Below are 26,330 nucleotides of genomic sequence, written 5' to 3'. Positions count from 1 at the left end.
TTTTGTAGAGGTAACAGCATGTCCAATTCCCTGTTCAGCCTGGGCTTCGGCGTCGGCACTCAGAACCGCCAAGGTGCTTGGCTGGAAGTGTTTTACGCACAACCCGTACTCAACCCGTCGGCAGAAGTCGTCGCCGCCATCGCGCCGATCCTCGGTTACAGCGAAGGCAACCAGGCGATCACCTTCACCGTCGCCCAAGCCCTGCAACTGGCTGACGCGCTCAAAGGCGTCGACGCGACCCAGGCAGCCCTGCTGACCCGCCTGGCTGAAAGCCATACCCCGCTGGTCGCCACCCTGCTGGCCGAAGACGCCGCACTGACTTCCACGCCTGAGGCCTACCTCAAGCTGCACCTGCTGTCCCACCGCCTGGTCAAGCCCCACGGCCTGAGCCTGGCCGGTGTATTCGCGCAACTGCCGAACGTGGCCTGGACCAGCCAGGGCGCGATCGACATCAATGAGCTGGCCGAACGCCAACTCGAAGCGCGCCTGCGTGGCGAGCTGCTGGAAGTGTTCTCGGTGGACAAGTTCCCGAAAATGACCGATTACGTCGTACCCAGCGGCGTGCGTATCGCTGACGCCGCGCGTATCCGCCTGGGCGCCTACGTGGGCGAAGGCACCACCGTGATGCACGAAGGTTTCGTCAACTTCAACGCTGGCACCGAAGGCCCGGGCATGATCGAAGGCCGTGTCTCGGCCGGCGTATTTGTCGGCAAGGGTTCGGACCTGGGCGGCGGTTGCTCCACCATGGGCACCTTGTCGGGTGGCGGCAACATCGTGATCAAGGTCGGCGAAGGCTGCCTGATCGGCGCCAACGCCGGTATCGGGATCCCGCTGGGCGACCGCAACACCGTGGAATCGGGCCTGTATGTCACCGCCGGGACCAAGGTAGCCCTGCTCGACGAGCGCAACCAGCTGGTTAAAGTGGTCAAGGCGCGCGAGCTGGCCGGCCAGCCGGACCTGCTGTTCCGCCGTAACTCCGAGACCGGTGCCGTGGAGTGCAAAACCCACAAGTCGGCCATCGAACTGAACGAAGCGCTGCACGCTCACAACTAAGCAGCGACTCGATGCCACTCGCGGGCCCCGATCCTGGGGCCCGTTTATACGAGTCTTGAACACCATGCTTGTGCCCTCTCCCTGGCGCGTCGACTTTCCGGCCATCGCCGCCCTGCAACGGCAAGACCAGACCTATCTGGACAGCGCCGCCACCGCGCAAAAACCTCAAGCCCTGTTGGACGCGATCAGCCATTACTACGCCAATGGCGCCGCTAACGTTCACCGTGCCCAGCATTTGCCGGGCGCCCACGCGACCCAGGCTTTCGAGGACAGTCGCAACAAGGTCGCGCAGTGGTTGAATGCAGGAGACAGCGGGCACATCGTCTTCACTCATGGCGCGACGTCGGCGCTGAACCTCTTGGCCTACGGCCTCGAGCACTTATTCAATGCGGGCGATGAACTAGTCATCAGCGCCCTGGAACACCACGCCAACCTGCTGCCCTGGCAGCAACTGGCCAAACGTCGCGCGCTGGAACTGGTGATCCTGCCGGTTGGCGACGACGGTATGATCGACCTTCAGGCCGCCGCCACGCTGATCGGCCCGCGCACGCGCCTGCTGGCGGTGAGCCAACTGTCCAACGTGCTGGGCACCTGGCAACCGCTGGAACCCTTGCTGGCCATGGCCAAGGCCGAGGGCGCGCTGACCGTGGTCGATGGCGCCCAGGGCATCGTCCATGGCCGCCACGACGTACAAGCCCTGGGCTGCGACTTCTACGTATTTTCCAGCCACAAACTCTACGGCCCGGACGGCGTCGGCGTGCTGTACGGCCGCACCCAAGCCCTGCATCAGTTGCGCCACTGGCAGTTCGGCGGCGAAATGGTGCAACAGGCCGATTACCACAGTGCCAGCTTCCGCCCCGCGCCGCTAGGGTTCGAGGCCGGCACCCCACCGATTGCCAGCGTGATCGGCCTGGGCGCCAGCCTGGATTACCTCAATTCACTGGATCAACCGGCGCTCATCGCCCACGAAGCCGCCCTGCACGAGTACCTGTTGCGCGGGCTGAAAGCGCGCAATGGCGTGCGCGTACTGGGCGCGCCGCAGGTGGCGTTGGTCAGTTTTGTGGTGGAAGGCGTGCATAACGCCGATCTTGCGCACTTGCTGACCGAACAGGGCATTGCCGTGCGCGCCGGCCATCATTGCGCAATGCCGCTGCTCAAGGCGATGCACTTGTCGGGAGCGATTCGCGTGTCCCTGGCGCTGTACAACAATTCCGATGATCTGGAGCGATTCTTCGAAGCGCTGGACCAGGCCCTGGATATGCTGCGATGAGCCTGCCGGCCGAGGCTGTCGGCGCGCTTGAGTCGTTTCAGGCAGTGGGCAGTTGGGAGCAACGCGCGCGCCTGCTGATGCAATGGGGCGAACGGCTGCCGCCGCTGGCGGACGAAGACAAGGTCGAGGCCAATCTGGTGCAGGGCTGCGAGAGCCTGGTATGGCTGGTCGGGCGTTTATCCGACGGCCACTGGCAGTTCGCCGCCAGCAGCGAAGCACGCATGATCCGTGGGCTGGTGGCGTTGCTGCTGGCGCGGGTCAACGGGCTGTCGGCCGCCGAGTTGCAGGCGGTCGACTTGCCGGACTGGTTCAATCAACTGGGGCTGTCCCGCCAGTTGTCGCCGTCGCGCAGCAATGGCCTGAACGCCGTGCTGCAGCGCATGCGCGAACTAAGCCGCACATAAAACCCAATGTGGGAGGGGGCTTGCCCCCGATAGCGGTGGTTCAATCAATGTATTCAGTGACAGGCACTCTGCTATCGGGAGCAAACCCCCTCCCACATTTGAATGGTGCAAGGCCTTGAGGTTTAAGAAGGTTTGACCCGTTCGGAAGGCCGGCGCACCCCGGCCACGATCTTGTCCACCGCCTTGGTCGCCGCCACCATGCCGAAGGTTGCAGTGACCATCATCACCGCGCCAAACCCGCCGGCGCAGTCCAGCTTCACGCCGTCGCCGACAAAACTCTTCTGCAAGCAGATGCTGCCGTCCGGCTTCGGATAGCGCAGTTGCTCGGTGGAAAACACACACGGCACGCTGTAATGGCGGGTCACCGTGCGCGAGAAGCCATAGTCACGGCGCAGGGTGGAGCGCACTTTCGAGGCCAGCGGGTCGTTGAAGGTGCGGTTCAGGTCGCAGACCTGGATCAACGTCGGGTCGATCTGCCCGCCAGCGCCGCCGGTGGTGATGATCTGGATCTTGCGGCGCTTGCACCAGGCGATCAGTGCCGCCTTGGCGTTGACGGCGTCGATGCAGTCGATCACGCAGTCGATGTTGGGGGTGATGTACTCGGCCATGGTCTCGCGGGTCACGAAATCCGCCACGGCATGCACCGTGCAGTCCGGGTTGATGCCGCGCAGGCGCTCAGCCATCACCTCGACCTTGGGTTTGCCCACGGTGCTGTCGAGGGCATGCAACTGACGGTTGCTGTTGCTGACGCAGACATCATCCAAATCAAACAACGAGATCTCGCCCACCCCACAACGGGCGATGGCTTCCGCCGCCCATGAGCCTACGCCGCCGACGCCGACGATCGCCACATGGGCCGCTTTCAAGCGCTCCAGGCCTTCAATGCCATACAAACGGGCGACGCCTGCAAACCGCGGATCTTCTGTACTCATGACCATTACCCCAAAAACCGGCGCGCATTATAGGGCTTTGCCAGGACAAGTTCGAAACTTCGCGATACAAGTAAAGAACTTAGCTGGAGATTCGCGGACTAACGTCCGGCTTTTCTCAGTCTGCTGTACGCTCAGGGAAGGGCCGGTGTAGGATGCGCGCCGTTCGGCGTAGGCCGACACCTCTTTTCGTTCCACACCTTTTGGAACCCGAAATAGCCATGTCATCGCGTAAATTTGGACTCAACCTGGTGGTGGTGCTGGCAATTGCCGCGCTGTTCACCGGCTTCTGGGCGCTGATCAACCGCCCGGTCACTGCCCCCAACTGGCCTGAACAGATCTCCGGTTTTTCCTACTCGCCGTTTCAACAAGGCCAGTACCCACAGAAAGACCAGTACCCGACCGACGACCAGATGCGTCGCGATCTGGAGATCATGAGCAAGCTGACGGACAACATCCGGACCTACTCGGTCGACGGCACTCTGGAAGACATCCCCAAGCTGGCGGAAGAGTTCGGCCTGCGTGTCACCCTGGGGATCTGGATCAGCCCGGACCTGGAACGCAACGAACGCGAGATCCAGCGCGCCATCGAGATCGCCAACAGCTCGCGCAGCGTCGTGCGCGTGGTGGTCGGCAACGAAGCGTTGTTCCGTAAAGAGATCACCCCCGAAGCACTGATCGTGTTGCTGGATCGCGTGCGCGCGGCCGTCAAGGTGCCGGTGACCACCTCCGAGCAATGGCACATCTGGGAACACAACCCACAACTGGCCAAGCACGTCGACTTGATCGCCGCGCACATCCTGCCGTACTGGGAACATATTCCGGTGGACCAGGCGGGCCAATTCGTACTCGACCGCGCACGGGATCTGAAGAAGACCTTCCCGAAAAAGCCGCTGCTGCTGTCGGAAGTCGGCTGGCCGAGCAACGGCCGCATGCGTGGCGGTGCTGATGCGTCTCCCGCCGACCAGGCAATTTACCTGCGCACGCTGGTGAACAAGCTGAACCGCCAGGGCTTCAACTACTTCGTGATCGAGGCCTTCGACCAACCGTGGAAAGCCAGCGACGAAGGCTCGGTCGGCGCCTACTGGGGCGTGTACAACGCCGCGCGTCAGCAGAAATTCAACTTCGAAGGACCGGTGGTCGCGATCCCGCAATGGCGCGTGCTGGCCATCGGTTCGGTGGTGCTTGCACTGCTGTCGTTGACCCTGCTGATGATCGACGGCTCGGCCCTGCGCCAACGCGGCCGGACCTTCCTGACCTTTATCGCGTTCCTGTGCGGTTCGGTGCTGGTGTGGATCGGCTACGACTACAGCCAGCAATACAGCACCTGGTTCAGCCTGACGGTCGGCTTCCTCCTGGCGCTCGGCGCCCTGGGCGTGTTTATCGTGCTGCTGGCCGAAGCCCATGAACTGGCGGAAGCGGTCTGGACTCACAAGCGTCGGCGTGAATTCCTGCCGGTCGTGGGAGACTCGGACTACCGCCCGAAAGTGTCGATCCATGTGCCGTGCTACAACGAGCCGCCAGAGATGGTCAAACAGACCCTCGATGCCCTGGCCGCCCTCGACTACCCGGACTACGAAGTCCTGATCATCGACAACAACACCAAGGACCCGGCGGTGTGGGAACCGGTGCGCGACTACTGCGCAACCCTGGGCCCGCGCTTCAAGTTCTTCCACGTCGCGCCCCTGGCCGGTTTCAAGGGCGGCGCGTTGAACTACCTGATCCCGCACACCGCCAAGGATGCCGAAGTGATCGCGGTGATCGACTCGGACTACTGCGTGTCGCCGAACTGGCTCAAGCACATGGTGCCGCACTTCGCCGACCCGAAAATCGCCGTGGTGCAGTCGCCGCAGGATTATCGCGACCAGAACGAAAGCACCTTCAAGAAGCTCTGCTACGCCGAATACAAAGGCTTCTTCCATATCGGCATGGTCACCCGCAACGACCGCGACGCGATCATCCAGCACGGCACCATGACCATGACCCGTCGCTCGGTGCTCGAAGAGCTGGGCTGGGCCGACTGGTGCATCTGCGAAGACGCCGAACTCGGCCTGCGCGTGTTCGAGAAAGGCCTGTCGGCCGCGTATTACCACGAAAGCTACGGCAAGGGCCTGATGCCCGACACCTTCATCGACTTCAAGAAACAGCGTTTCCGCTGGGCCTATGGCGCGATCCAGATCATCAAGCGTCACACCGCCAGCCTGCTGCGCGGCAAGGACACCGAGCTGACCCGTGGCCAGCGCTACCACTTCCTCGCGGGCTGGTTGCCGTGGGTCGCGGATGGCATGAACATCTTCTTCACCGTCGGCGCGCTGTTGTGGTCGGCGGCGATGATCATCGTGCCGACCCGGGTCGACCCGCCGTTGCTGATTTTCGCGATCCCGCCGTTGGCGTTGTTCGTGTTCAAGGTGGGCAAGATCATCTTCCTGTACCGTCGTGCCGTGGGGGTTAACCTCAAGGATGCGTTCTGTGCGGCGCTGGCCGGCCTGGCGTTGTCCCACACCATCGCCAAAGCGGTGCTGTATGGCTTCTTCACCACCAGCATTCCGTTCTTTCGTACACCGAAAAACGCGGATAACCACGGCTTCTGGGTAGCGATTTCCGAAGCCCGCGAAGAGATGTTCATCATGCTGCTGTTGTGGGGCGCGGCGCTGGGGATCTACCTGGTGCAGGGCCTGCCGAGCGCCGACATGCGTTTCTGGGTGGTGATGCTGCTGGTGCAGTCGCTGCCGTATGTGGCGGCGTTGATCATGGCGTTCCTGTCGTCGCTGCCGAAACCGGCGCCGAAGGCAGAGCCGGCCACCGCGCTGTAAAAACGCGTGCAATGCACTAAACGGCGGCCTCTGGCCGCCGTTTTGCTATAAGATAACGGCCGTTTTGTAAGCCTTGCACATATCACTGTAGGAGCGAGCTTGCTCGCGAAAAACGCAAGAGCACCGCGTTCATTCAAGATGTTCGCGTGATCGTTGACGATTTTCGCGAGCAAGCTCGCTCCTACAGTCAATTAGAACGTCGCCGCCTCGATTTCCGGAGTTTCCCATGACGGCCCATGCCGACCTTTCGCCGACCCTTCAACTTGCCATCGACCTGATCCGCCGTCCCTCGGTGACGCCGATCGACGCCGATTGCCAGAAGCTGATGATGCAGCGCCTGGGCGACGCCGGTTTCCAGCTTGAGCCGATGCGTATCGAAAACGTAGATAACTTCTGGGCCACCCACGGCAAGCACGACGGCCCGGTGCTGTGCTTTGCCGGCCACACCGACGTGGTCCCGACCGGGCCGGTGCAGGCCTGGCAGAACGATCCGTTCGACGCGCTGATCGACGACCACGGCATGCTCTGCGGCCGCGGCGCGGCGGACATGAAAGGCAGCCTGGCGGCGATGCTGGTGGCGTCGGAGCGCTTCGTGCAGGACTACCCGGACCACAAGGGCTCAGTGGCCTTTCTGATCACCAGCGATGAAGAAGGCCCGGCGCACCACGGCACCAAGGCCGTGATCGAACGCCTGGCCGCGCGCAAGGAGCGTCTGGACTGGTGCATCGTCGGCGAACCATCCAGCACCAGCCTGGTCGGCGATGTGGTCAAGAACGGCCGTCGCGGCTCCCTCGGCGCCACCCTGACCGTGCGCGGCGTGCAAGGTCACGTGGCCTACCCGCACCTGGCGAAGAACCCGATCCACCTGGCTGCTCCGGCACTGGCGGAACTGGCCGCCGAGCATTGGGACGACGGCAACACCTTCTTCCCGCCGACCAGCTTCCAGATCTCCAACCTCAACGCCGGCACCGGCGCGACCAACGTGATCCCCGGTGACCTGACAGCGGTGTTCAACTTCCGCTTCTCTACCGAATCCACCGTGGAAGGCCTGCAACAGCGCGTTGCCGCGATCCTCGACAAACACAGCCTGGACTGGCACGTAGACTGGGCGCTGTCCGGCTTGCCGTTCCTCACCGAACCGGGGGCCTTGCTCGATGCGGTGTCCGCCAGCATCAAGGCGGTCACCGGTCGTGAGACCCAGGCGTCCACCAGCGGCGGTACGTCCGACGGACGCTTCATCGCGACCCTCGGCACCCAGGTGGTCGAGTTGGGCCCGGTCAACGCGACGATCCATCAGGTCAACGAGCGCATTCTGGCCAGCGACCTCGACGTGCTGACCGAAATCTACTACCAGACCCTGATCAAGTTGCTCGCCTGATGCTGGCCTGTCCCATTTGCAGCGCACCGCTCCACGCGGTGGACAATGGCGTGGCGTGCCCGGTCGGACACCGTTTCGACCGCGCGCGCCAGGGTTACCTGAACCTGTTGCCGGTGCAGCACAAAAACAGCCGCGACCCGGGCGACAACCTCGCCATGGTCGAGGCGCGCCGCGACTTCCTCAACGCCGGCCACTACGCCCCGGTGGCCAAGCGCCTGGCGCAACTGGCCGCGCAACAAGCACCGCAGCGCTGGGTGGACATCGGTTGTGGCGAGGGTTACTACACCGCACAAATCGCCGACGCCCTGCCCCACGCCGATGGCTATGCCCTGGATATCTCCAAGGAAGCGGTCAAGCGTGCGTGCAAGCGCAACCCGGCGCTGACCTGGTTGATCGCCAGCATGGCCCGCGTGCCGCTGGCCGATGCCAGCTGCCAGTTTCTCGCCAGCGTGTTCAGCCCGTTGGACTGGCAAGAGGCCAAACGCCTGCTCAGCCCCGGCGGCGGCTTGATGAAAGTCGGCCCGACCCGCGGTCACCTGATGGAGCTGCGCGAGCGCCTGTACGACGAAGTGCGCGAGTACACCGACGACAAACACCTGGCCCTGGTGCCGGACGGCATGAGCCTTGCGCACAGCGAAACCCTCGAGTTCACGCTGAGCCTGGCGGACCCGAAAGACCGTGCCAACCTGCTGGCCATGACCCCTCACGGCTGGCGCGCCAGCGCCGAGCGCCGCACCGAGGTAATCGAGCATGCCGAACCGCTGCGGGTCAGCGTATCGATGCGCTACGATTATTTCGTGCTTCAATAACCGACTTTTCGGGCACTCCGCCCACCCTGAATCCGCGAATGGATTTTCGAATCCCGCAACGAGGAACATCCATGCGCCAACCTGATATCGAGATTTACCTGAAGGACGCCGACGTCGACCACAAGGCCATCGCAGCCTGGCTGGGCGCCGCCCTTGGCCCTTGCACCGCCTGGGTCCAGCGCGGCCAGACCTACAAGTGCACGGCCGGCGACGTGCCTGTCACCTGGCTGCCCAAGGCGGTAGGCAAATGGAACAGCCTGTACCTGGAAAGCGATCAGACCCCGTGGGAAGACGACATCGCCTGCGCCCGCGCCGCCTTTGCCGCGCTGAACGTCGAAGTGCGTTGCGCACCCGGCAGCTGGGTTGAGGAAGAAGGCGAGGAAAGTGCCGACACCTGGATTCGCATCAGCGAAGACGGTGAAGAACAGATCACCTGGAAAACCACCTGATCCGCAATTGCGAACCCAATCAAATATGGGAGGGGGCTTGCCCCCGATCGCGTTGGATCAGTCACTAAATGTATTGACTGGCCCACCGCGATCGGGAGCAAGCCCGCTCCCACATGGGTTCTACGGTGTAACAAAAACCCGCATTACAAACCCACCACATCCTCAGCCTGCAAGCCCTTCTCGCCGCTCACCACGGCGTATTCCACCTGCTGGCCTTCGGCCAGGGAACGGTGCCCTTCACCGCGGATGGCGCGGTAGTGTACGAACACATCCTTGCCGTCTTCACGCTGAATAAAGCCATATCCCTTGGCATCGTTGAACCACTTCACATTACCGGTTTCGCGCGTTGTCATCTGTTCACTCCCACATGATTGTTATTGTCGAGTCGGTCGCGTTGAACTGCCGAGTATAAGACAGGCTCAAAAACGATCAACTCAACTTTACATCGCTGCTTTTTTGCCGATTTTCGGTGAATACGGCACACTACCCACCCGAGCACCTGCTCGGTTTTTTCCACTTGAAGCAGCTCGCCTATGACCCGCTCCCCGTTCCGCCGTCTGGTGTTTGGCACCTTGCGCCGACTGTTGTACCTCTGGGTTCGCTCAGAGACGATCAACCAGTCGTCCCTTACCCTTAACCTCGACCGCAGCCGGCCGGTGTTCTACGTCCTGCAATCACCCTCCCTCACCGAATTGGCCGTGGTCGATACCGAGTGCACCAAGGCCGGCCTGCCGCGCCCGGTGCTGCCGGTAGCGGTCGGGCCGTTGCTGGAACCCGCGGCGTTCTTCTACCTCACGCCAGAGCCGGACTGGCTCGGCCGCCAGGACAAACGCGGCGCGCCGCCGACCCTGACCCGCCTGGTCAATACCCTCAGCGCGCACGCACAAGAGAATGCACAAATCATTCCGGTCAGCGTGTTCTGGGGACAGTCGCCCGACAGCGAGTCCAGCCCATGGAAACTGCTGTTCGCCGACAGTTGGGCCGTCACCGGGCGCCTGCGCCGGCTGCTGAGCATCCTGATCCTGGGGCGCAAGACCCGCGTCCAATTCTCCGCGCCTATCAACCTGCGTGAATTGATCGAGCACAATAAAGGCCACGAACGCACCGTCCGCATGGCCCAACGCATCCTGCGCGTACACTTTCGCAACCTGAAAACCGCAGTGATCGGCCCCGACCTGTCCCACCGCCGCAACCTGGTGAAGGGCTTGGTGAATATGCCGCTGGTGCGCCAGGCCATCCTCGATGAAGCCGAACGCGAGAAGATCAGCCCGGAAAAAGCCAAGGCCCTGGCCCTGCGCTACGGCAACGAAATCGCCTCGGACTACACCTACACCGCGATCCGCTTCCTGGAAGTGGTACTGAGCTGGTTCTGGAACAAGATCTACGACGGCATCAAGGTCAATAACATCGAGGGTGTGCAACAGGTTGCCCAGGGTTACGAGGTGATCTATGTACCCTGCCACCGCAGCCATATCGACTACCTGCTGCTGTCCTACCTGCTGTTCAAGAACGGCCTGACCCCACCGCACATCGCCGCCGGCATCAACCTGAACATGCCGGTGATCGGCAGCCTGCTGCGCCGCGGCGGTGCGTTTTTCATGCGCCGCACCTTCAAGGGCAACCCGCTGTACACCTCGGTGTTCAACGAATACCTGCACACCCTGTTCACCAAGGGTTTCCCCGTGGAGTACTTCGTCGAAGGCGGACGCTCGCGCACCGGGCGCATGCTGCAACCGAAAACCGGCATGCTGGCGATCACGTTGCGCAGCTTCCTGCGCTCCTCGCGCATGCCGATCGTGTTCGTGCCGGTGTATATCGGTTACGAGCGTGTGCTCGAAGGCCGTACCTACCTCGGCGAGCTGCGCGGCGCGAGCAAGAAGAAAGAGTCGATCTTCGATATTTTCAAGGTGGTCGGTGCGCTCAAGCAGCGCTTTGGCCAGGTCGCGGTCAACTTCGGCGAACCGATCAAACTGGCGCAATTCCTCGACGCCGAACAACCAGGCTGGCGTGCCCAGGAACTGGGCCCGCACTACAAACCGGCGTGGCTCAACCAAACCACCAACCGCCTCGGCGAGCGGGTGGCGCGCCATTTGAACGAAGCGGCGGCGATCAACCCGGTGAACCTGGTGGCCCTGGCGCTGCTGTCGACCACGCGCCTGGCCCTGGACGAACAGGCCATGGCCCGCCAGTTGGACCTGTACCTGGCGCTGCTGCGCCGGGTGCCCTACTCGCCGCATACCACCCTGCCCGAAGGGGATGGCATGGCGTTGATCAAGCACGTCAAGGACATGAACCTGCTGTCGGAACAGAGCGATGCCCTCGGCAAGATTCTGTACCTGGACGAGCAGAACGCCGTCCTGATGACCTACTACCGCAACAACGTGCTGCATATCTTTGCCTTGCCGGCGCTGCTGGCGAGCTTCTTCCAGAGCAGCTCGCGGATGAGCCGCGAGCAGATTCTGCGCTACACCCGTGCGCTGTACCCATACCTGCAGTCAGAGCTGTTTATCCGCTGGTCGCTGGAGGAACTGGACACGGTGATCGACCAGTGGCTGGAGGCGTTTGTCGAACAAGGCCTGCTGCGTTTCGAGAACAACGTGTACCTGCGCCCGGCGCCGAGTTCGCGGCACTTTGTGCTACTGACACTGCTGTCCAAGAGCATCGCCCAGACCCTGCAACGCTTCTACATGGCGATTTCGCTGCTGCTCAACAGCGGCCGGAACAGCATCAGCGCCGAAGAGCTGGAAGACCTGTGTACGATCATGGCCCAGCGCCTATCGATCCTGCATGGCCTCAATGCCCCGGAGTTCTTCGACAAGAGCCTTTTCCGACATTTTATTCAGACGTTGCTGGAGCAAGATGTGCTGCGCCGCGACGAAGCCGGCAAGTTGAGCTATCACGACCTGCTCGGCGAACTGGCTGAAGGCGCGGCGAAACGGGTGCTGCCGGCTGAGATTCGCCTGTCGATCCGCCAGGTTGCCCTGCACCGCGTCGACGGCGCGGCCGAAGCGCCGGTCGAAGCCGAAGCCCGCAAACCGGAAGAAAGCCGCTAAATTGAATAAGGCGTCGCTGGGTTACGGCGCCGTTGAAAAGGAGCTGCACCATGAAAAAGATCATCCTCCTGGGCCTGACCGCCCTGCTCGGCGCCTGCCATTCCATGAATCCCGCGCCCAAGGCCAGCCTCGATGGCGAAGTGTTCTACCTGCAACGCATCGCGCTGCCGCCGACAGCCATCTTGAGCGTCAGCCTGCAGGACGTATCGCTGATGGACGCGCCGGCCGTGACCCTGGCCGAACAGAAAGGCCCGGTCAAAGGCCAGGTGCCATTGCCGTTCCACTTGAGCTATGACCCGGCCCAGGTCAAGCCGGGCCACAGTTACTCGGTCAGCGCTCGCATCGAAGTGGAGGGCAAGCTACTGTTCATCACCACCGAGCGGCACCCTGTGCAACTCAATGGCCAAGACGCTCAACCGCTGCGCCTGCGGGTTGATGCGGTCGCACACTGATTATTTCCAGATCATAAGGAAGCGCCCATGCTCCGTAATTCCCTTCGTCTCACCGCCCTGTGCGCCGGCCTGCTGCTCGGTGCCAACGCCATGGCCCTGGATCTTGGCAGCCTGTCCCAGGGCGACGCCGCCGGCGGCCTCAAGGATGCATTGACCCAAGGCGCACAGATCGCCGTGAAACAACTGGGTGTACCGGGTGGTTTCAGCAACAACCCCGACGTCAAGATCGGCCTGCCGGGAAAACTGGGCAAAGTCGCCGACAAGCTGAAGATGTTCGGCATGGGTGACCAGGTCGAGCAGCTGGAAACCAGCATGAACAAAGCCGCCGAAACCGCCGTGACCCAGGCCCAGCCAATCCTGGTCAATGCGGTGAAAAACATGAGCGTGAGCGATGCCAAGGGCATTCTCACCGGCGGCCAGGATTCGGCCACCCAGTACCTGAACAAAAGCAGCCGCGAAGCCATCCGCGCCAAGTTCCTGCCGATCGTCAAGGCCGCCACCGACAAGGTCGGCGTGGCGCAGCAGTACAACGCGCTGGCCGGCAAGGCCGCGGCGTTTGGCGCGGTCGATGCCAAAAGTGCCAACGTCGAAAACTATGTGACCGAACAAGCGCTGGATGGTTTGTTCAAGATGATTGCGCAGCAGGAAGAGACCATTCGCAAAAACCCGGCGGCAGCGGCGACCAGTCTGGCGAAGAAGGTGTTTGGCGCGCTGTAACGCCACGCGACCTGAGCTGAAAAAAAGGCCCTGACATCGTCAGGGCCTTGATTTTTCGCCGAACCGTCTATCAGGCCCCCGAACCAGGCGCCGCACGCTCACGCCCGGCAGCGTCGATGAGTAGGCTCAATAATGGATGTGCGACGCTCGTCGGGCACCACCGTGAGACATGTGTGAGTGATGAGAGCTGGACGACGACGCATTGAAGTTATGGCTATCGTTGTTGATATTAATATTGATATCGCGATTGGCGTTTGGCTGATTCTGTCCAAACATATTTCCCAGCCCAAGCATCGAGCCCGCGACTTGCATCGGTAACGCCAGCAAAGGTAGTAAAAGCATACACACTCCTTCCTATTCAGATTAGCGCCAACTCACTGCCCCGCATCTCATACGCGGGAACCGCTCGGTCGACTAATCCTATGTGGAAGCAAGGGCAAAAATGGTTCCGTCCTACGTGTGAAATACTGCCTCGCGTCAGTTGAAAATAGAATCGGCCAGGCGCCCCAATAGAACCGTGGCAAAACACCCGATGACCATCGAGGTTGCCCGGTTGATTCTCAACGGCGTCAGCCACGCCTTTTGCCCCCCTTCGAACCGACTGCCCAGCAAGATCCAGGCAAACCCTACAGGTATCACCACCAACGCGAGCGTGGTCATGAACCGGGCGTACCCTTGCAACGTGGCAAATGCGCTGATCGGCGCAATAAACGAAACAATCAACAGGCCCTTGGGGTTCATCACCGTCAGCCAGAAGAAGTGCAGCCCAGAGAAACGGTCCGTACCTGGGTCGACGGCTGTGCTCTTGCGCTGCCACAACGTGAAGGACAGTTGGAGCAGATAGCAGATGGCAGCCGTCTGCGTCACTTTCACGACCCAGGGGGACCAGGCCGACACATAGAACAACACCGCCCCCCAAACAGAGACCTGAAGCAGGTACGCCAGGCATTCGATAAATGCCATGCGCCATGATGCTGCAAACCCAAACAGAACCCCTGCGCGCATTAACAGGGTATTGGTCGGTCCAGGCACGACCAGTAATAACACCAGAGCAGACACAGTCCCAAACATGAAAACTATCCTCGGGCGGAACTATTCAATGGTCTTCCCAGCGAAAGCGCTATTGCGTCAGCGTGATTGACCAGGCAACCGTCGCGACCATCAAAATCGCGAAGCTTACGTTAAGTCGTCGGCTCCAAGTGGGGTGGATGAATAACTTGCGCATTCGACTGCCGGCAAAGAGCCACAGAACGTCGAATACCACACACACCAGCAGACAGATCAAGGCTTTCGCACCTTGCTCCCAGGCAGGTGCGGCGCCCAGGGTGAAACTGCCCAGCAACGCGGCGAATGCGGCATAGGCCTTGATATTCGCCACACCCAGCACAAACCCGGCGCCCCAGCCCGGCGTGATCACGGACTGCTCATCCCTGATGGGCGGCGCGGTAGCAATCTGGTAGGCCAGCCACACAATATAAACAATGGAGATGACCGTCAGCGCCGTCGCCAGCATCGGAAAACTGTGCAGAACCACATAGAGGCCGGAAGCAACCAATGCCATCGCGATCACCAGGCCCAACGTGATCCCCACGAAAAACCGAGTTGAACGCCTCATGCCATAAGCAGCCCCACTCGCCGCCAGCGCCAGGGTCGCCGGGCCTGGACTGGCAAGCAGCGCGATGGCGGCGACGGCGAAGGTAAATATCGCCTGGTAAACGGACAGTGCAATGTCGGGCATACGCTTCCCCTTTGAAGAACATTCGTGACGGCTTAGCGAGGCAGCCCGTGTTCATGGCAGTAGTAGACGGCTCTGTGGTTTTTCATAAAGTCGATCACGCCATTGGATCCTCTTATGTCGGGCAAACTCATGACGCAGCGAAAATACTTTTTCGGCAGGAAAGTTATTACTGTGAAGTTACTGAAAGCGAGTTTGCATCAAGTATGTAGTTCATCTCGCACCCTCGACAATATAGATAAAGTTGCAATAGAAACATCACAACACAGCGTTAAGTGAGCGGCGCAATATTGCAGCCCCCCGATCAAACAATAGGTGGGCACCTTGAAAAGGTCTATTCTTTTTTCATCCGTGTATGGTATGTAAGATTTTCACGCGATTTCATCAAAATTCGTAAGGTCCATCTAATGAAAAAGCTTACAAAGGGCGACCAGACACTTGACCCTATTGATCGCGCGCTGATTGTCGCCCTCCACCAGAACGCCCGCGCGTCTATTCGCGCCCTCGGCCGACAGGTGGGGTTATCGGCCCCCGGCTGCAGCGAACGCCTCAAGCGTCTGGAAGGGTCGGGGGTCATCAGCGGCTTCAGCGTGGAGTTGGACGCCCAGGCCCTGGGCTTTGCATTGCAAGCGCTGGTCAGGGTTAAACCCCTGACTGGAAAATTCCAACAGGTTGAACAGTTGCTCGCGCAAATGGCTGAATGTGTGGTGTGCTACAAAATCACCGGGGACGACAGTTTTGTCTGCCATCTTTATATCGACTCAGTTGCCCACCTGGACCTGACCCTACAAAAGATCTCACCCCTGGCCGACACTAATACATCGATTATAAAAACCGTCGAGAAGAAACTGCCGGCCCTCTGATTAGTCCTGCGAGAGATATTCAGGCACTATTAGCCGCTATCGGGCTTCAGGCATTCCCCACTCACCTTACACTTTCTTCAGCGTGCATCAGGCGTAGGCACTTAATATACATACGCCTGTTCTCCTTACTCTTGGTCACCCGTTTTCCTGACACGAAACCATGCAGCATAAAGCGCGGGCAGGAACAGCAACGTCAATGCCGTCGCCACAATCAACCCGCCCATGATCGCCACTGCCATCGGCCCGAAGAACACACTGCGTGACAGCGGGATCATCGCGAGTACCGCCGCGAGGGCTGTGAGAACAATCGGCCGGAAGCGTCGGACAGTGGCTTCGATAATCGCCTGCCACGGCGCCAGCCCTGCCTTGATGTCCTGTTCGATCTGGTCCACCAGAATCACCGAGTTGCGCATGATCATTCCTGACAGGGCGATGGTGCCGAGCATGGCCACGAAGCCGAAGGGTTGGCGGAACACCAGCAGGAACAGCGTGACCCCGATCAGCCCCAGGGGCGCCGTGAGAAATACCATTACCGTGCGTGAGAAGCTGCGCAGTTGCAGCATCAGCAGCGTCAGCACCACCACGATAAACAGCGGCACACCGGCCTTGACCGAATTCTGCCCGCGGGCCGAGTCCTCGACAGTACCGCCGACGTCCAGCAGGTAGCCGTCCGGCAGTTCGGCACGCACGCCTTCGAGGGTCGGCAGGATCTGCTGAACCAGGGTCGCCGGTTGTTCCTTGCCGTAGATGTCGGCGCGCACGGTCACGGTGGGCAGGCGGTTACGGTGCCAGATGATGCCTTCCTCGAAGCCGTATTCGAGGGTGGCGATCTGCGACAGCGCGACGCTTTTGCCGTTGTCGGTCGGCACGGCCAGGCTCGGCAGCAGCGACAGTTCAGTGCGCTCATGGACAGTGCCGCGCAGGAGGATTTCGATCAACTCGTTGTCTTCCCGGTACTGGCTGACGCTGGCGCCGGTCAGAGAACTCTGCAGGAATTTCGACAGGTTGACGGTACTCACACCGAGGGCGCGCGCACGGTCCTGGTCGATATTGAGGTAGACGATCTTGCTCGGTTCCTCCCAGTCCAGATGCACGTTAGCCACGTGGGTATTTTCGCGCACCTTGGCTGCCACTTTGCGCGCCAGGGCACGGACTTCGTCGATATGCTCGCCGGTCACGCGAAACTGCACCGGGTAACCCACGGGCGGGCCGTTTTCCAGGCGTGTGACCCGTGAACGCAGGTCGGGGAACTGCTCGTTGAGGGTTTCGATCAACCAGATGCGCAGGCTTTCGCGCTCTTCGATGGACTTGGCCAACACCACGAACTGCGCAAAGCTGGCGGCCGGCAGTTGCTGGTCGAGGGGCAGATAGAAGCGCGGCGAACCGGTGCCGACATAGGCCACGTAGTTGTCGATGCCGGCGTGTTCCTTGAGCAGGGCTTCCAGGCGCTTGACCTGGCCAGCGGTGTTGCTCAGGGACGCGCCCTCGGCGAGTTTCAGGTCGACCATCAACTCCAGGCGGCCGGAAGCCGGGAAGAACTGTTGCGGCACAAAACGAAACAGTGCGACCGAGCCGACAAACAGCAGCAGCGTCAGCACGATCACGGTCTTGCGCCGACTGACACACCACTCCAGCAAACGTCTGACACGCTGGTAGAACGGTGTGCCGTAGGGATCGGGACCGTCAGCGCCGTGTTTAGCCGCATGAATTTTCGCCAAGTCCGGCAGGAGTTTTTCGCCCAGGTACGGCACGAACACCACGGCCGCAACCCACGAGGCGAGCAACGCGATGGTCACTACCTGGAAGATCGAACGGGTGTATTCACCGGTACTCGACTGCGCGGTGGCAATCGGCAGGAAGCCGGCCGCCGTGATCAGCGTACCGGTCAGCATCGGGAACGCGGTACTGGTCCAGGCAAAACTGGCCGCTTTAAGGCGGTCGTACCCCTGCTCCATTTTGATCGCCATCATTTCCACGGCGATGATCGCGTCATCCACCAGCAAGCCCAAGGCCAGCACCAGCGCGCCGAGGGAGATCTTATGCAAGCCGATGCCGAGGTAGTACATGCAGGCAAAGGTCATCGCCAGCACCAGCGGAATCGCCAGCGCCACGACCATGCCAGTGCGTATACCGAGGGAGAAAAAACTCACCAGCAAGACAATGCCCAGCGCCTCGGCCAGTACCCGGACGAACTCTCCGACACCGGTTTTCACCGCCGCCGGTTGGTCCGACACCTTGCGCAGTTGCATGCCCGCCGGAAGGTTCTTCTGCAGGCGTGCGAACTCGCCTTCGAGGGCTTTGCCCAACACCAGAATGTCGCCGCCCTCGTGCATGGCGACGGCCAGACCGATCGCATCTTCGCCCATAAAGCGCATGCGCGGCGCCGGTGGATCATTGAAGCCACGGTGGATGTCGGCCACATCGCCAATACGGAAGGTTCGGTCACCTACGCGAATCGGGAAGCTGCGAATCTCTTCCACACTCTTGAAGTTACCCGACACCCGCAGTTGCACGCGCTCAGTCGGGGTTTCAAAGAAGCCGGCAGTGGAGACCGCGTTCTGCTCCTGCAGCGCTTGTTGAACAGCGGCCAGCGGTAAGCCGAGCGTGGCGAGTTTGAGGTTGGACAGCTCGATCCAGATCTTCTCATCCTGCAGGCCGAGCAGTTCGACCTTGCCCACATCCGGCACGCGCTGCAGTTGAATCTGGATGCGGTCGGCGTAGTCCTTGAGCACGGCATAGTCAAAGCCGTCGCCGGTCAGGGCGTAGATATTGCCGAAGGTGGTGCCGAATTCATCGTTGAAAAACGGTCCCTGGATATCCGGCGGCAAGGTCTGGCGAATATCGCTGATCTTCTTGCGCACCTGGTACCACAGCTCGGGAATCTGCGCCGAGCGCATGGCGTCGCGGGCGATGAAGGTGACCTGGGATTCGCCGGGGCGCGAAAAAGACACAATGCGCTCGTACTCACCGGTCTCCATGAGCTTTTTCTCGATGCGTTCGGTGACCTGGCGCGACACGTCCTGGGCCGTGGCACCGGGCCAATTGGTCTTGATCACCATGGCCTTGAAGGTGAACGGCGGGTCTTCGCTTTGCCCAAGCTTGGTGTAGGACAAAGTGCCGACCACCGCCAGCAGGAGCATCAGGAACAGTACGATCTGGCGATTACGCAACGCCCATTCGGAAAGATTGAAACCCATCGGGGACTACTCCTTGACCGCCAGATTCACCACCCGGTTGGAGCGATCCACCGGGCGCACTTGCTGCCCCTCATGGAGCACATGAACCCCGGCGGCAATCACCCAGTCGGTAGGGCTCAAGCCTTCGAGCACGGGTACGGTTTTTTCGCCAAAGGCGCCGATACGCACCGGGGTACGCACAAGGGTGTCATCCGGCTGCACGCGCCAGACGTAGGACACGCCGTTCTCCGCGCTCAAGGCTGACAGCGGCACCGACAGCGGAATAACACCGTCTGCCTGTATGAAAACGCGGGCGCTCTGGCCCAACTCGGCCGGAACCTTACCGCCGGTGAAGGCGATGCGCGCAGCGAAGGTGCGCGATTTCGGATCGGCTGCGGGCGACAGTTCGCGAATACGTCCGGCAAATCGCTGGTCCGGCTGGCTCCATAACTCGACCGACACCGGCTGGCCGATCTTGAACCGGCCGAAGCCTTGCTCGGGCAGGCTGATCAGCACTTCACGCTCGCCATCGGTGGCCAGGGTGAACACGGTCTGGCCGGCGGACACCACCTGGCCGACTTCCACCGCGCGCTTGGCAACCACGCCGTCCTGAGGAGCGCGGAGTACGGCATAACCGGCCTGGTTACTGGACACATCGAACTCGGCCTTGATCTGCTTGAGGCGCGCCTCACCTGATCGGTACAGATTTTCAGCATTGTCGTACTGGGAACGGCTGACCAACTGACGATCCATCAGGGTCTTGTAGCGGTCACGCTCGGCACGCACCAGCCGCAGGTTGGCCTCGGCGGCGGCCACCTGGGCGCGGGTGGCTTCCAGTTGCAGGCGCACATCCTGAGGGTCGAGTTCCGCCAGCGGTTGATTGGCCTTGACCCGCTCGCCCTCCTCCACCAGCCGTTTGCTGACCTTGCCGCCGATGCGAAAGGCCAGGTCCGGTTCGTACCGGGCACGCACCTCGCCTGGATAACTGTCCATCGTCTGCGCCGCAGGCTGTGGTTGCACCACCATGGCCGGGCGGAGGGTAGTCTGGGGCGATTCTTCATGGCCGCAGGCGGCGAGTAGAAAGACCAGGCTGGCAGGCAACGCAAGGGGCAGGAGAATGCTGCGCATGCTGAAGGACCTTTCGCAAATGGTGCTAGGAATAATTATACTGGGCAGTATGTTATTAATACCAAACTCACCAGTCCAGTATTAAAGGTGGAAATGTCCGACAATCTTGTCAATACCAGTAGCCCTGGGCGTCCCAAGGACATGGCAAAACGCCAGGCAATCCTCGAAGCAGCGAAAATCCTGTTTTTGAGCAACGGTTACGCAAATACCAGCATGGATGCCGTGGCCCTTGAGGCCGGCGTATCGAAACTGACCGTCTACAGCCACTTCACCGACAAAGAGACCTTGTTCACCGCCGCCGTGATGGCCAAGTGCGAAGAACAGTTGCCGGTGATGTACTTTGAGCTGCCCGAGGGTGTGCCTGTGGAGACGGTGCTGCTGAATATCGGGCGCCGATTCCATCGCCTGGTCAACAGCAAGGAATCGGTGAACCTGCACCGCCTGATGATGACCACGGGCAATCAGGACGTGAAACTCTCGCAGATCTTCTTCGAAGCCGGGCCGATGCGGATGTTGCAAGGCATGGAGCGTCTGCTCGGGCACATCGACCAGAGCGGCGCGCTGAGCATCGACAAGCCTTTTACCGCAGCCGAACACTTCTTCTGCCTGCTCAAGGGCACGGCGAACTTCTGCTTGTTGTATGGCTGCGGCGGGCAATTGAGCGAGGAAGCGGCCGAAGCCCACGTGCAGGATGTGGTGGGATTGTTTATGCGGGCCTATCGCCGAGAACCCGCTGCAAGCGGCAACGGGTGACCGCTTGTAGCGCGAGGCTCAGGACTTGAGTGCCTTTTTCGGATAGATGTCGTAGCGGCTGGATTTACCATCCAGCGCATGGCTCGGCTTGGGTCCCTCGATGCACGGCGCCTTGCGCGGGCGCTTGACCACCACGCGGTGACTGGCCAGGGCCAGCGCCGCCGCCAGCAGGGCCGGTGCGTCTGGATCGTCGCCGACCAAGGGGCGGAACAGGCGCATTTCCTTCTTCACCAGGGCGGTTTTCTCACGGTGCGGGAACATCGGATCGAGGTAGATCACCTGGGGCGGCTCGCCTTGCCAATTGAGCATCACCTCGATGGAGTTGCCCTTGAGCAGCGTCATCCGCGCCACGATCGGCGCCACCTCAAAATCCTCCGCCGCGCGTGCCAGGCCATCCTCGAGCAATGCGCCGATCAGCGGCTGACGTTCGATCAGGCTCATCTCGCAGCCCAGGCTGGCCAGCACGAATGCGTCCTTGCCCAGCCCGGCCGTGGCGTCCAGCACCCGTGGGCGCACGCCCTGGGCGATGCCCACGGCCTTGGCGATCATCTGCCCGCTGCCGCCGCCGTACAACCGCCGATGCGCCGCGCCGCCTTCGACGAAATCCACGCGCACCGGCCCTGGCGCGTCAGGCCCGAGCTGTTGCAACTGCAGGCCTTGCTCCCCGACTTGCAGGGAAAACTCCGCATCCGCCAGCTGTAGCGGCAAGCCCAGCAGCGCAGCCCACTGTTCGGCGCGGGCCTGGAAGCCGTCGGCCAAGGCCTCGACCTGGATGCGGCTGGCCGCTGGTTGTTCGCTCATGAATCGCTACGCTCAAAAATATTAAGGATCGGCCAACAACGGCCGATAGAAACAAGGATCAGGTATTTTGCCAGAGCTGAGCGTCGACCGAGAAAAATGTCAGACATTCTTCCGCTAACCATCGGTGTACTGCCGACCCACAACCACTACGGCCTGCGCAATACTCAAGCGCTGGCCGGCGTCAGTCATGTGTGGCAGGACTTCTTCGCCCGCGCGCTGGCCGAGCAGCTCGGCGAAACGCCGGACGCGCTCGCGGCCAAGGCGCCAGCGCCGCTGGACCCAGCGGTGGAACCCAGTGCTGGTGCTGACCTGCTGTCGCAGATCCTCACCCAGCGTGAGTGCGACGTGAAAGACACTGAGATCGCCCCGCCCGAACCGCTGTTCCTGCCGATTGCCGAATTCGAAACCGAGTTGTTGCCACCGGCCGCCACGCCATTCCCGCAAGAAGAGATCGTCGCCCAGCAGCGCCAGCAGAATTTCGAAAGCACTTGGGTGCGCCCGATCGTGCTGAGCGCCGGCCAACCGCTACCGGAACCCGGCGCCGCGCCGGAACCGCGCCCATTGCACTTGCCGATCGCCGAGTTCGAACTGGACCTGCTGCCAGCGGCCGCCACGCCGTTCCCACAAGAAGAGCTGGCCGCCCAACAAAAGGCCCTGGACTTCGACTACCACTGGGCGCGTCCGCTGATCGTCAACAACCTGCGCCTGGCGGCATAAGCCTCAACGCCGCGCCCCATGCCGTGCGAACACGCGCCGCTTAATCCTTGAAGAATTGGCTGGCCTGGCTGTAGGGCATCGAGCGCTCGGTGAAAGTAAACGTGCCGGACTGGTACACCTCCTGCGCCGCGCGGTAAAACTCGCCATACGCCGCCAGCGCCATGGCCGAGCCCACGCTGATGCGCTTGACGCCCATCGCGCTCAACTGCGCCACACTGAGTTTCAGGCCGCCGGACATCAACACATTCACCGGTTTGGGGGCCACGGCCTTGACCACCGCCAGCACCTCCTCGGCACTGCGCAGCCCCGGCGCATAGAGCACGTCCGCACCGGCTTCGGCGTAGGCCTGCAGGCGGCGAATAGTGTCAGGCAAATCCAGGCGACCATGCAGGAGGTTTTCTGCACGGGCCGTCAGCATGAACGGGAATGGCAGGCTGCGCGCAGCGACGACCGCAGCTTCCACACGCTCGACGGAAAGGTCAAAGGAATAGATCGGGTCGACGGCGATACCCGTGGCATCTTCGATGGAGCCACCGACGATACCGCTGGCCGCCGCGCGCAAAATGGTCCGGGCGCAACCGTCGGGGGTGTCGCTGAAGCCGTTTTCCAGGTCGGCGGCCACCGGCAACGCGGTGGCCTTGGCGATCATCGTGGCGTTGACCAGGGTGTCTTCCAGGGACAGCGCTCCTTCGGCATCCGGGCGCCCCAGGCTGAACGCGTAGCCCGCGCTGGTGGTGGCCAGGGCTTCGAAGCCGAGGCTGGCGAGCATGATCGCCGAGCCTGCGTCCCACGGGTTGGGCATCACAAACGCACGATCGCGTGCATGCAGGGCCTTGAAGGTTTCGGCGCGAAGGGTTTGGGCATCCATGACTGACTCCTGGCGGGAAAAGGAGCCTTAGAGTAACCCCAGTTGCTGCGCTGCGGGTTCGCGGTGCAAGGTCGGCAACGCGGGCAAGCCGGGCAAACGTGCCATCAGTTTGGCGTGAAAACGCAGCGCCAGTTGCGCGGCGAGGCGGTTATCCGAGGTGTGCAGGAACACGTAGGGGGTGCGTCCCTCTTCGATCCAACCGGCGATCTTTTCCACCCACGGGATCAGGAAGGGGTCGTTGGCCTCAAGCTCGGGGTGGCCGATGAAGCGCACCTGGGGAAACAGGGTCAACGCCGCCGGACGCGGTGGTACCTTGGGTTTTTTCGCCTGGGCATGCAGCACCGCGGCCGAGGTGGATGTGCAACTGAACAGGGCGCGAGGGTCGAGGCAGATCCGTTCGACGCCACGGTCGCGCAGCAGGCGGTTGAGCATGCGCTCGGCATCGCCCTTGGCGAAGAATTGCGGGTGGCGCACTTCCACGGCCAGGGGGCGTTCCAGCCCGTCGATAAACCCGGCCAACTCACCAAGGCGCTGCGGCGAAAAGCTGGCCGACAATTGCAGCCACAGCGGCGAAACGCGCTCACCCAACGGGCTCATCAAGCCGACAAAACTGTGTGCCGCCGGCAGTTGCTCACGCAGGTCGCCACCGTGACTGATGTCACCGGGGAACTTGGCAGTGAAACGAAAATCCGCGGGCATGATCTCGGCCCAGCGCTGCACGGTGGCGGCTGATGGGCGCGCATAAAACGTGGTGTTGCCTTCCACCGCGTTGAAGACTTGCGAGTAGAGGGCGAGGTAATCGCTGGAACGGGCATCGACAGGGTACAGGTACTCGCGCCAGGCGTTTTCACTCCAGGACGGGCAACCGATGAAATAAGGCAGGCGCATCAGATGTGGATGTCGAGACCCAGCACTTCCATATCCCATTCGACAAAGCCGGCGGTGGTCAGGTAGCTGGCCAGGGCGGTGGCAACGCTTTTGCTCATGGAGCGCGGGAAGACCATGTCTTGCTGGCGGGCAGGAAGACCACTAGTACGCGCGTTTGCAGCGCCTTGGGGGCTGGACGCTTCGGACTGGACCTCGATGAAGTCCGGCGAATCCTCGACGGACTCGTCTACCGTGACGTTTGCCTTGCGCGGCTTACGCTTGAGGGGGTAGGACTGTGAGGAAAAGCCGTCTATACGCATCGATGCGAACTCGGTATCAGTAATGGCATTTTAGTGGCGCAATCCGTAGCGCGCAAATGCTCTGGTGATAACTAGAACACATAAATGGAAAAAGGTTTAAACGCCGGGGCAAATTCTGACGATTGGCGCGCTTTGGCCAAAAACACCCGTATTTTTGACGTCAAATTATCCCGCGTTCGGCCTTGGTCTGCGCGACTTTATCGCGCAGATACACCGGCGCAGCCTGGTCCGCAGCAATCGCTTCGCCGCGCTCGAACGCAAAGCGCGCCAGGGTCAGCAGGTCTTCGGCATGCGGCAGCATTGTGGCGTCCTGGCCAACCAGCGGCACACCGATGCGCTCGCCATAACCCCAGCCCGTACCGGCACCGAACCAATCACCGCTGGCATCGCTCGGCAACTCCGCCGCTTCGGGGGGCAGCACGGCCTCAACGCCTGCCAGGCGCATCTCGCCGTCGGTTTCGCGGTAGCAGCCCCAATAGACTTCATCCATCCGCGCATCGATCGCCGCCGCCACTTGCCGCGCACCGTGTTCACGCAACGCACGCTGGGCCAGTACGGCGAGGTTGGACACCGGCAACACCGGGCGCTCCAACGCAAAGGCCAGGCCCTGGACCACGCCGATGGCGATACGCACGCCGGTAAAGGCGCCCGGGCCACGGCCGAAGGCGATGGCGTCCACGGCCGACAGGCTCGTGCCGGCGTCCTCCAGCAGTTGCTTGATCATCGGCAACAGCTTCTGCGCGTGCAGGCGCGGGATCACCTCGTAGTGGCTGGTGACCTTGCCATCGTGCAGCAAGGCAACCGAGCAAGCTTCAGTCGCAGTGTCCAGGGCCAGCAGGGTGCTCATCGGTGTCGGTGTCCAAGTCGAAAAAAAGTGCGCCAGTATAAACAACAACGGCCCGCAAGCGGGCCGTTGTGCGTAAAGCCGATGGTTCGATCAGCTCAGTGCTTGCAGCACCTTGCCGGTGATCGCTTCCACCGAGCCGACGCCAGGGATGTGGCTGTACTTCGGCTTGCCTTGGGCAGCCGACAGCTTCTGGTAGAAATCCACCAGCGGCTTGGTCTGGGAATGGTAGACCGACAGGCGATGACGCACGGTTTCTTCGGTGTCGTCTTTACGCTGCACCAGGTCTTCACCGGTGACATCGTCCTTGCCTTCGACTTTCGGCGGGTTGTAGATGGTGTGGTACACGCGACCCGAGGCCTCGTGAACGCGGCGACCGGCGATACGCTGCACGATCTCTTCGTCTTCAACCGCGATTTCGACCACGGCGTCCAACTCGACACCTGCCGTCACCAGGGCTTCTGCCTGGGGAATGGTGCGTGGGAAGCCGTCGAACAGGAAGCCATTGGCGCAATCAGGTTGCGCGATACGGTCCTTGACCAGCGCGATGATCAGGTCATCGGAAACCAGACCGCCAGCATCCATGATGCTTTTGGCTTTAATGCCCAGCTCGGTGCCTGCTTTTACCGCAGCGCGCAGCATGTCACCGGTGGAGATTTGTGGAATGCCAAATTTTTCAGTGATGAACTTTGCCTGAGTACCTTTACCGGCCCCGGGAGCTCCCAGCAGAATGACGCGCATCGATGTGCTCCTCAATTTTTTATAGAGATGACGCTCGGATTCGCCGCGTGGGGCCAATCTCGTAAAAATGTGGGTCCAGGCCGCCCAAACGGCCAAAGGCTGATCAAGATACACAGCAGGCCTTAACCACACAAGCCGCCAAAAGTAGGAAAAACCCGCACCACACATGCGTCATAGGAGAGGTGTGCCT

At 61.5% G+C, this 26,330-nt stretch carries 25 protein-coding genes and 1 pseudogene; 13 read left to right on the top strand and 13 right to left on the bottom strand.

Features of this window, described 5'->3' with window-relative positions; all coding sequences use genetic code 11:
• The first annotated feature begins 18 nt into the window (after positions 1 to 18).
• The 3 genes from dapD to C8K66_RS22335 all read left to right on the top strand — a co-directional run bounded on the left by dapD (position 19) and on the right by C8K66_RS22335 (position 2,727).
• Positions 19 to 1,053: a 2,3,4,5-tetrahydropyridine-2,6-dicarboxylate N-succinyltransferase gene (dapD, locus tag C8K66_RS22345; protein ID WP_046490174.1), complete on the top strand. Its 1,035-nt coding sequence runs from the start codon at positions 19 to 21 to the stop codon at positions 1,051 to 1,053.
• Between the two features lie 64 nt (positions 1,054 to 1,117).
• On the top strand, positions 1,118 to 2,323 hold the full coding sequence (locus C8K66_RS22340; RefSeq protein WP_046384472.1) for an aminotransferase class V-fold PLP-dependent enzyme: 1,206 nt from the start codon (positions 1,118 to 1,120) through the stop codon (positions 2,321 to 2,323).
• Positions 2,320 to 2,727: a SufE family protein gene (locus tag C8K66_RS22335; protein WP_017844731.1), complete on the top strand. Its 408-nt coding sequence runs from the start codon at positions 2,320 to 2,322 to the stop codon at positions 2,725 to 2,727. Before C8K66_RS22340 ends, C8K66_RS22335 begins: the two co-directional genes overlap by 4 nt.
• A 122-nt stretch (positions 2,728 to 2,849) precedes the next feature.
• On the opposite strand, the gene tcdA is transcribed toward C8K66_RS22335, so the two are convergent.
• The gene (tcdA, locus tag C8K66_RS22330; protein WP_371928159.1) at positions 2,850 to 3,659 is read right to left on the bottom strand and encodes a tRNA cyclic N6-threonylcarbamoyladenosine(37) synthase TcdA; all 810 of its coding nucleotides are present in this window, start codon (positions 3,657 to 3,659) and stop codon (positions 2,850 to 2,852) included.
• Between the two features lie 218 nt (positions 3,660 to 3,877).
• Here tcdA and C8K66_RS22325 point away from each other — a divergent pair, with 218 nt between their 5' ends.
• A complete protein-coding gene (locus C8K66_RS22325) occupies positions 3,878 to 6,469 on the top strand; it encodes a glycosyltransferase (RefSeq protein WP_046384473.1) in 2,592 nt (863 codons plus the stop codon).
• A 68-nt stretch (positions 6,470 to 6,537) separates the two neighbouring features.
• Here the strand turns inward: C8K66_RS22325 and C8K66_RS31385 are convergent.
• Positions 6,538 to 6,642 (bottom strand): annotated as a pseudogene (locus C8K66_RS31385) (outer membrane lipoprotein carrier protein LolA); the annotation flags it as partial.
• 53 nt (positions 6,643 to 6,695) lie between these two features.
• Here C8K66_RS31385 and dapE point away from each other — a divergent pair.
• From dapE to C8K66_RS22310, 3 genes are all read left to right on the top strand, one after another.
• A complete protein-coding gene (dapE, locus tag C8K66_RS22320) occupies positions 6,696 to 7,847 on the top strand; it encodes a succinyl-diaminopimelate desuccinylase (protein WP_108525949.1) in 1,152 nt (383 codons plus the stop codon).
• Positions 7,847 to 8,656: a putative RNA methyltransferase gene (locus tag C8K66_RS22315; protein WP_017844726.1), complete on the top strand. Its 810-nt coding sequence runs from the start codon at positions 7,847 to 7,849 to the stop codon at positions 8,654 to 8,656. The genes dapE and C8K66_RS22315 overlap by 1 nt, the downstream gene beginning before the upstream one ends.
• 71 nt (positions 8,657 to 8,727) lie before the next feature.
• Positions 8,728 to 9,105 carry a hypothetical protein gene (locus C8K66_RS22310; protein ID WP_046490163.1) on the top strand — a complete coding sequence of 126 codons (378 nt, stop codon included), beginning with the start codon at positions 8,728 to 8,730 and terminating at the stop codon, positions 9,103 to 9,105.
• A 143-nt stretch (positions 9,106 to 9,248) separates the two neighbouring features.
• Here C8K66_RS22310 and C8K66_RS22305 read toward each other — a convergent pair whose 3' ends face one another.
• Positions 9,249 to 9,458: a cold-shock protein gene (locus C8K66_RS22305; protein ID WP_017844724.1), complete on the bottom strand. Its 210-nt coding sequence runs from the start codon at positions 9,456 to 9,458 to the stop codon at positions 9,249 to 9,251.
• 180 nt (positions 9,459 to 9,638) lie between these two features.
• Between C8K66_RS22305 and plsB the strand changes: the two genes are divergently transcribed.
• The 3 genes from plsB to C8K66_RS22290 are packed head-to-tail and all read left to right on the top strand — an operon-like array spanning position 9,639 to position 13,327.
• A complete protein-coding gene (gene plsB / locus C8K66_RS22300; protein ID WP_046384476.1) occupies positions 9,639 to 12,158 on the top strand; it encodes a glycerol-3-phosphate 1-O-acyltransferase PlsB in 2,520 nt (839 codons plus the stop codon).
• A 50-nt stretch (positions 12,159 to 12,208) separates the two neighbouring features.
• On the top strand, positions 12,209 to 12,610 hold the full coding sequence (locus tag C8K66_RS22295; protein WP_017844722.1) for a YbaY family lipoprotein: 402 nt from the start codon (positions 12,209 to 12,211) through the stop codon (positions 12,608 to 12,610).
• 27 nt (positions 12,611 to 12,637) lie between these two features.
• Complete coding sequence (locus C8K66_RS22290) at positions 12,638 to 13,327, top strand: DUF4197 domain-containing protein (RefSeq protein WP_017844721.1); 690 nt, start codon at positions 12,638 to 12,640, stop codon at positions 13,325 to 13,327.
• 477 nt (positions 13,328 to 13,804) lie between these two features.
• Here the strand turns inward: C8K66_RS22290 and C8K66_RS22285 are convergent, their stop codons facing one another.
• Together C8K66_RS22285 and C8K66_RS22280 are read right to left on the bottom strand one after the other, a co-directional pair.
• Complete coding sequence (locus C8K66_RS22285) at positions 13,805 to 14,398, bottom strand: LysE family translocator (RefSeq protein WP_057004712.1); 594 nt, start codon at positions 14,396 to 14,398, stop codon at positions 13,805 to 13,807.
• Positions 14,399 to 14,447: 49 nt separating this feature from the next.
• Positions 14,448 to 15,065 (bottom strand): LysE family translocator, encoded by a 618-nt coding sequence (locus tag C8K66_RS22280; protein WP_079442981.1) that lies wholly within the window; start codon positions 15,063 to 15,065, stop codon positions 14,448 to 14,450.
• Positions 15,066 to 15,469: 404 nt separating this feature from the next.
• On the opposite strand from C8K66_RS22280, the gene C8K66_RS22275 reads away from it, so the two are divergent.
• On the top strand, positions 15,470 to 15,925 hold the full coding sequence (locus C8K66_RS22275) for an Lrp/AsnC family transcriptional regulator (protein WP_017844718.1): 456 nt from the start codon (positions 15,470 to 15,472) through the stop codon (positions 15,923 to 15,925).
• Positions 15,926 to 16,050: 125 nt separating this feature from the next.
• Here the strand turns inward: C8K66_RS22275 and C8K66_RS22270 are convergent, their stop codons facing one another.
• Positions 16,051 to 19,122, bottom strand: a complete 3,072-nt coding sequence (locus tag C8K66_RS22270) for an efflux RND transporter permease subunit (RefSeq protein ID WP_057004711.1) — start codon at positions 19,120 to 19,122, stop codon at positions 16,051 to 16,053.
• A gap of 6 nt (positions 19,123 to 19,128) precedes the next feature.
• Complete coding sequence (locus C8K66_RS22265) at positions 19,129 to 20,229, bottom strand: efflux RND transporter periplasmic adaptor subunit (protein WP_046384480.1); 1,101 nt, start codon at positions 20,227 to 20,229, stop codon at positions 19,129 to 19,131.
• A gap of 93 nt (positions 20,230 to 20,322) precedes the next feature.
• Between C8K66_RS22265 and C8K66_RS22260 the strand changes: the two genes are divergently transcribed.
• The gene (locus tag C8K66_RS22260) at positions 20,323 to 20,982 is read left to right on the top strand and encodes a TetR/AcrR family transcriptional regulator (RefSeq protein WP_026139764.1); all 660 of its coding nucleotides are present in this window, start codon (positions 20,323 to 20,325) and stop codon (positions 20,980 to 20,982) included.
• 18 nt (positions 20,983 to 21,000) lie between these two features.
• Here the strand turns inward: C8K66_RS22260 and C8K66_RS22255 are convergent, their stop codons facing one another.
• The gene (locus C8K66_RS22255; RefSeq protein ID WP_017844714.1) at positions 21,001 to 21,783 is read right to left on the bottom strand and encodes a class I SAM-dependent methyltransferase; all 783 of its coding nucleotides are present in this window, start codon (positions 21,781 to 21,783) and stop codon (positions 21,001 to 21,003) included.
• A 96-nt stretch (positions 21,784 to 21,879) separates the two neighbouring features.
• Here C8K66_RS22255 and C8K66_RS22250 point away from each other — a divergent pair, with 96 nt between their 5' ends.
• Positions 21,880 to 22,500 (top strand): hypothetical protein, encoded by a 621-nt coding sequence (locus C8K66_RS22250; protein WP_046384481.1) that lies wholly within the window; start codon positions 21,880 to 21,882, stop codon positions 22,498 to 22,500.
• Positions 22,501 to 22,540: 40 nt separating this feature from the next.
• Here the strand turns inward: C8K66_RS22250 and C8K66_RS22245 are convergent, their stop codons facing one another.
• From C8K66_RS22245 to adk, 5 genes are all read right to left on the bottom strand, one after another.
• On the bottom strand, positions 22,541 to 23,368 hold the full coding sequence (locus C8K66_RS22245) for an oxaloacetate decarboxylase (RefSeq protein WP_017844712.1): 828 nt from the start codon (positions 23,366 to 23,368) through the stop codon (positions 22,541 to 22,543).
• Positions 23,369 to 23,395: 27 nt separating this feature from the next.
• Complete coding sequence (locus C8K66_RS22240; RefSeq protein ID WP_104903815.1) at positions 23,396 to 24,256, bottom strand: DUF72 domain-containing protein; 861 nt, start codon at positions 24,254 to 24,256, stop codon at positions 23,396 to 23,398.
• Positions 24,256 to 24,555: a hypothetical protein gene (locus tag C8K66_RS22235; protein WP_017844710.1), complete on the bottom strand. Its 300-nt coding sequence runs from the start codon at positions 24,553 to 24,555 to the stop codon at positions 24,256 to 24,258. The genes C8K66_RS22240 and C8K66_RS22235 overlap by 1 nt, the downstream gene beginning before the upstream one ends.
• Positions 24,556 to 24,715: 160 nt before the next feature.
• Positions 24,716 to 25,402: a tRNA (adenosine(37)-N6)-threonylcarbamoyltransferase complex dimerization subunit type 1 TsaB gene (gene tsaB / locus C8K66_RS22230; protein ID WP_104903816.1), complete on the bottom strand. Its 687-nt coding sequence runs from the start codon at positions 25,400 to 25,402 to the stop codon at positions 24,716 to 24,718.
• 90 nt (positions 25,403 to 25,492) lie between these two features.
• Positions 25,493 to 26,140 carry an adenylate kinase gene (gene adk, locus C8K66_RS22225; protein WP_046384484.1) on the bottom strand — a complete coding sequence of 216 codons (648 nt, stop codon included), beginning with the start codon at positions 26,138 to 26,140 and terminating at the stop codon, positions 25,493 to 25,495.
• Positions 26,141 to 26,330: the final 190 nt, after the last annotated feature.

Origin of the sequence: Pseudomonas sp. GV105, from assembly GCF_003058185.1 — a bacterium.
GTDB classification, from domain to species: Bacteria; Pseudomonadota; Gammaproteobacteria; order Pseudomonadales; family Pseudomonadaceae; genus Aquipseudomonas; species Aquipseudomonas veronii.
This window is presented reverse-complemented; position numbering and strand designations above follow the sequence as displayed.

What these genes read in the sequence shown, in the direction of transcription:
- dapE (WP_108525949.1), top strand. Translation starts at nt 6,696, where the DNA reads ATGACGGCCCATGCCGACCTTTCGCCGACCCTTCAACTTGCCATCGAC.
- C8K66_RS22260 (WP_026139764.1), top strand. Translation starts at nt 20,323, where the DNA reads ATGTCCGACAATCTTGTCAATACCAGTAGCCCTGGGCGTCCCAAGGAC.
- tsaB (WP_104903816.1), bottom strand. Translation starts at nt 25,402, where the DNA reads ATGAGCACCCTGCTGGCCCTGGACACTGCGACTGAAGCTTGCTCGGTT.
- C8K66_RS22285 (WP_057004712.1), bottom strand. Translation starts at nt 14,398, where the DNA reads ATGTTTGGGACTGTGTCTGCTCTGGTGTTATTACTGGTCGTGCCTGGA.
- C8K66_RS22265 (WP_046384480.1), bottom strand. Translation starts at nt 20,229, where the DNA reads ATGCGCAGCATTCTCCTGCCCCTTGCGTTGCCTGCCAGCCTGGTCTTT.
- C8K66_RS22310 (WP_046490163.1), top strand. Translation starts at nt 8,728, where the DNA reads ATGCGCCAACCTGATATCGAGATTTACCTGAAGGACGCCGACGTCGAC.
- C8K66_RS22295 (WP_017844722.1), top strand. Translation starts at nt 12,209, where the DNA reads ATGAAAAAGATCATCCTCCTGGGCCTGACCGCCCTGCTCGGCGCCTGC.
- plsB (WP_046384476.1), top strand. Translation starts at nt 9,639, where the DNA reads ATGACCCGCTCCCCGTTCCGCCGTCTGGTGTTTGGCACCTTGCGCCGA.
- C8K66_RS22315 (WP_017844726.1), top strand. Translation starts at nt 7,847, where the DNA reads ATGCTGGCCTGTCCCATTTGCAGCGCACCGCTCCACGCGGTGGACAAT.
- C8K66_RS22270 (WP_057004711.1), bottom strand. Translation starts at nt 19,122, where the DNA reads ATGGGTTTCAATCTTTCCGAATGGGCGTTGCGTAATCGCCAGATCGTA.
- C8K66_RS22275 (WP_017844718.1), top strand. Translation starts at nt 15,470, where the DNA reads ATGAAAAAGCTTACAAAGGGCGACCAGACACTTGACCCTATTGATCGC.
- C8K66_RS22255 (WP_017844714.1), bottom strand. Translation starts at nt 21,783, where the DNA reads ATGAGCGAACAACCAGCGGCCAGCCGCATCCAGGTCGAGGCCTTGGCC.
- C8K66_RS22325 (WP_046384473.1), top strand. Translation starts at nt 3,878, where the DNA reads ATGTCATCGCGTAAATTTGGACTCAACCTGGTGGTGGTGCTGGCAATT.
- C8K66_RS22235 (WP_017844710.1), bottom strand. Translation starts at nt 24,555, where the DNA reads ATGCGTATAGACGGCTTTTCCTCACAGTCCTACCCCCTCAAGCGTAAG.
- C8K66_RS22305 (WP_017844724.1), bottom strand. Translation starts at nt 9,458, where the DNA reads ATGACAACGCGCGAAACCGGTAATGTGAAGTGGTTCAACGATGCCAAG.
- C8K66_RS22280 (WP_079442981.1), bottom strand. Translation starts at nt 15,065, where the DNA reads ATGCCCGACATTGCACTGTCCGTTTACCAGGCGATATTTACCTTCGCC.
- tcdA (WP_371928159.1), bottom strand. Translation starts at nt 3,659, where the DNA reads ATGAGTACAGAAGATCCGCGGTTTGCAGGCGTCGCCCGTTTGTATGGC.
- C8K66_RS22290 (WP_017844721.1), top strand. Translation starts at nt 12,638, where the DNA reads ATGCTCCGTAATTCCCTTCGTCTCACCGCCCTGTGCGCCGGCCTGCTG.
- C8K66_RS22245 (WP_017844712.1), bottom strand. Translation starts at nt 23,368, where the DNA reads ATGGATGCCCAAACCCTTCGCGCCGAAACCTTCAAGGCCCTGCATGCA.
- adk (WP_046384484.1), bottom strand. Translation starts at nt 26,140, where the DNA reads ATGCGCGTCATTCTGCTGGGAGCTCCCGGGGCCGGTAAAGGTACTCAG.
- C8K66_RS22250 (WP_046384481.1), top strand. Translation starts at nt 21,880, where the DNA reads ATGTCAGACATTCTTCCGCTAACCATCGGTGTACTGCCGACCCACAAC.
- C8K66_RS22240 (WP_104903815.1), bottom strand. Translation starts at nt 24,256, where the DNA reads ATGCGCCTGCCTTATTTCATCGGTTGCCCGTCCTGGAGTGAAAACGCC.
- C8K66_RS22335 (WP_017844731.1), top strand. Translation starts at nt 2,320, where the DNA reads ATGAGCCTGCCGGCCGAGGCTGTCGGCGCGCTTGAGTCGTTTCAGGCA.
- C8K66_RS22340 (WP_046384472.1), top strand. Translation starts at nt 1,118, where the DNA reads ATGCTTGTGCCCTCTCCCTGGCGCGTCGACTTTCCGGCCATCGCCGCC.
- dapD (WP_046490174.1), top strand. Translation starts at nt 19, where the DNA reads ATGTCCAATTCCCTGTTCAGCCTGGGCTTCGGCGTCGGCACTCAGAAC.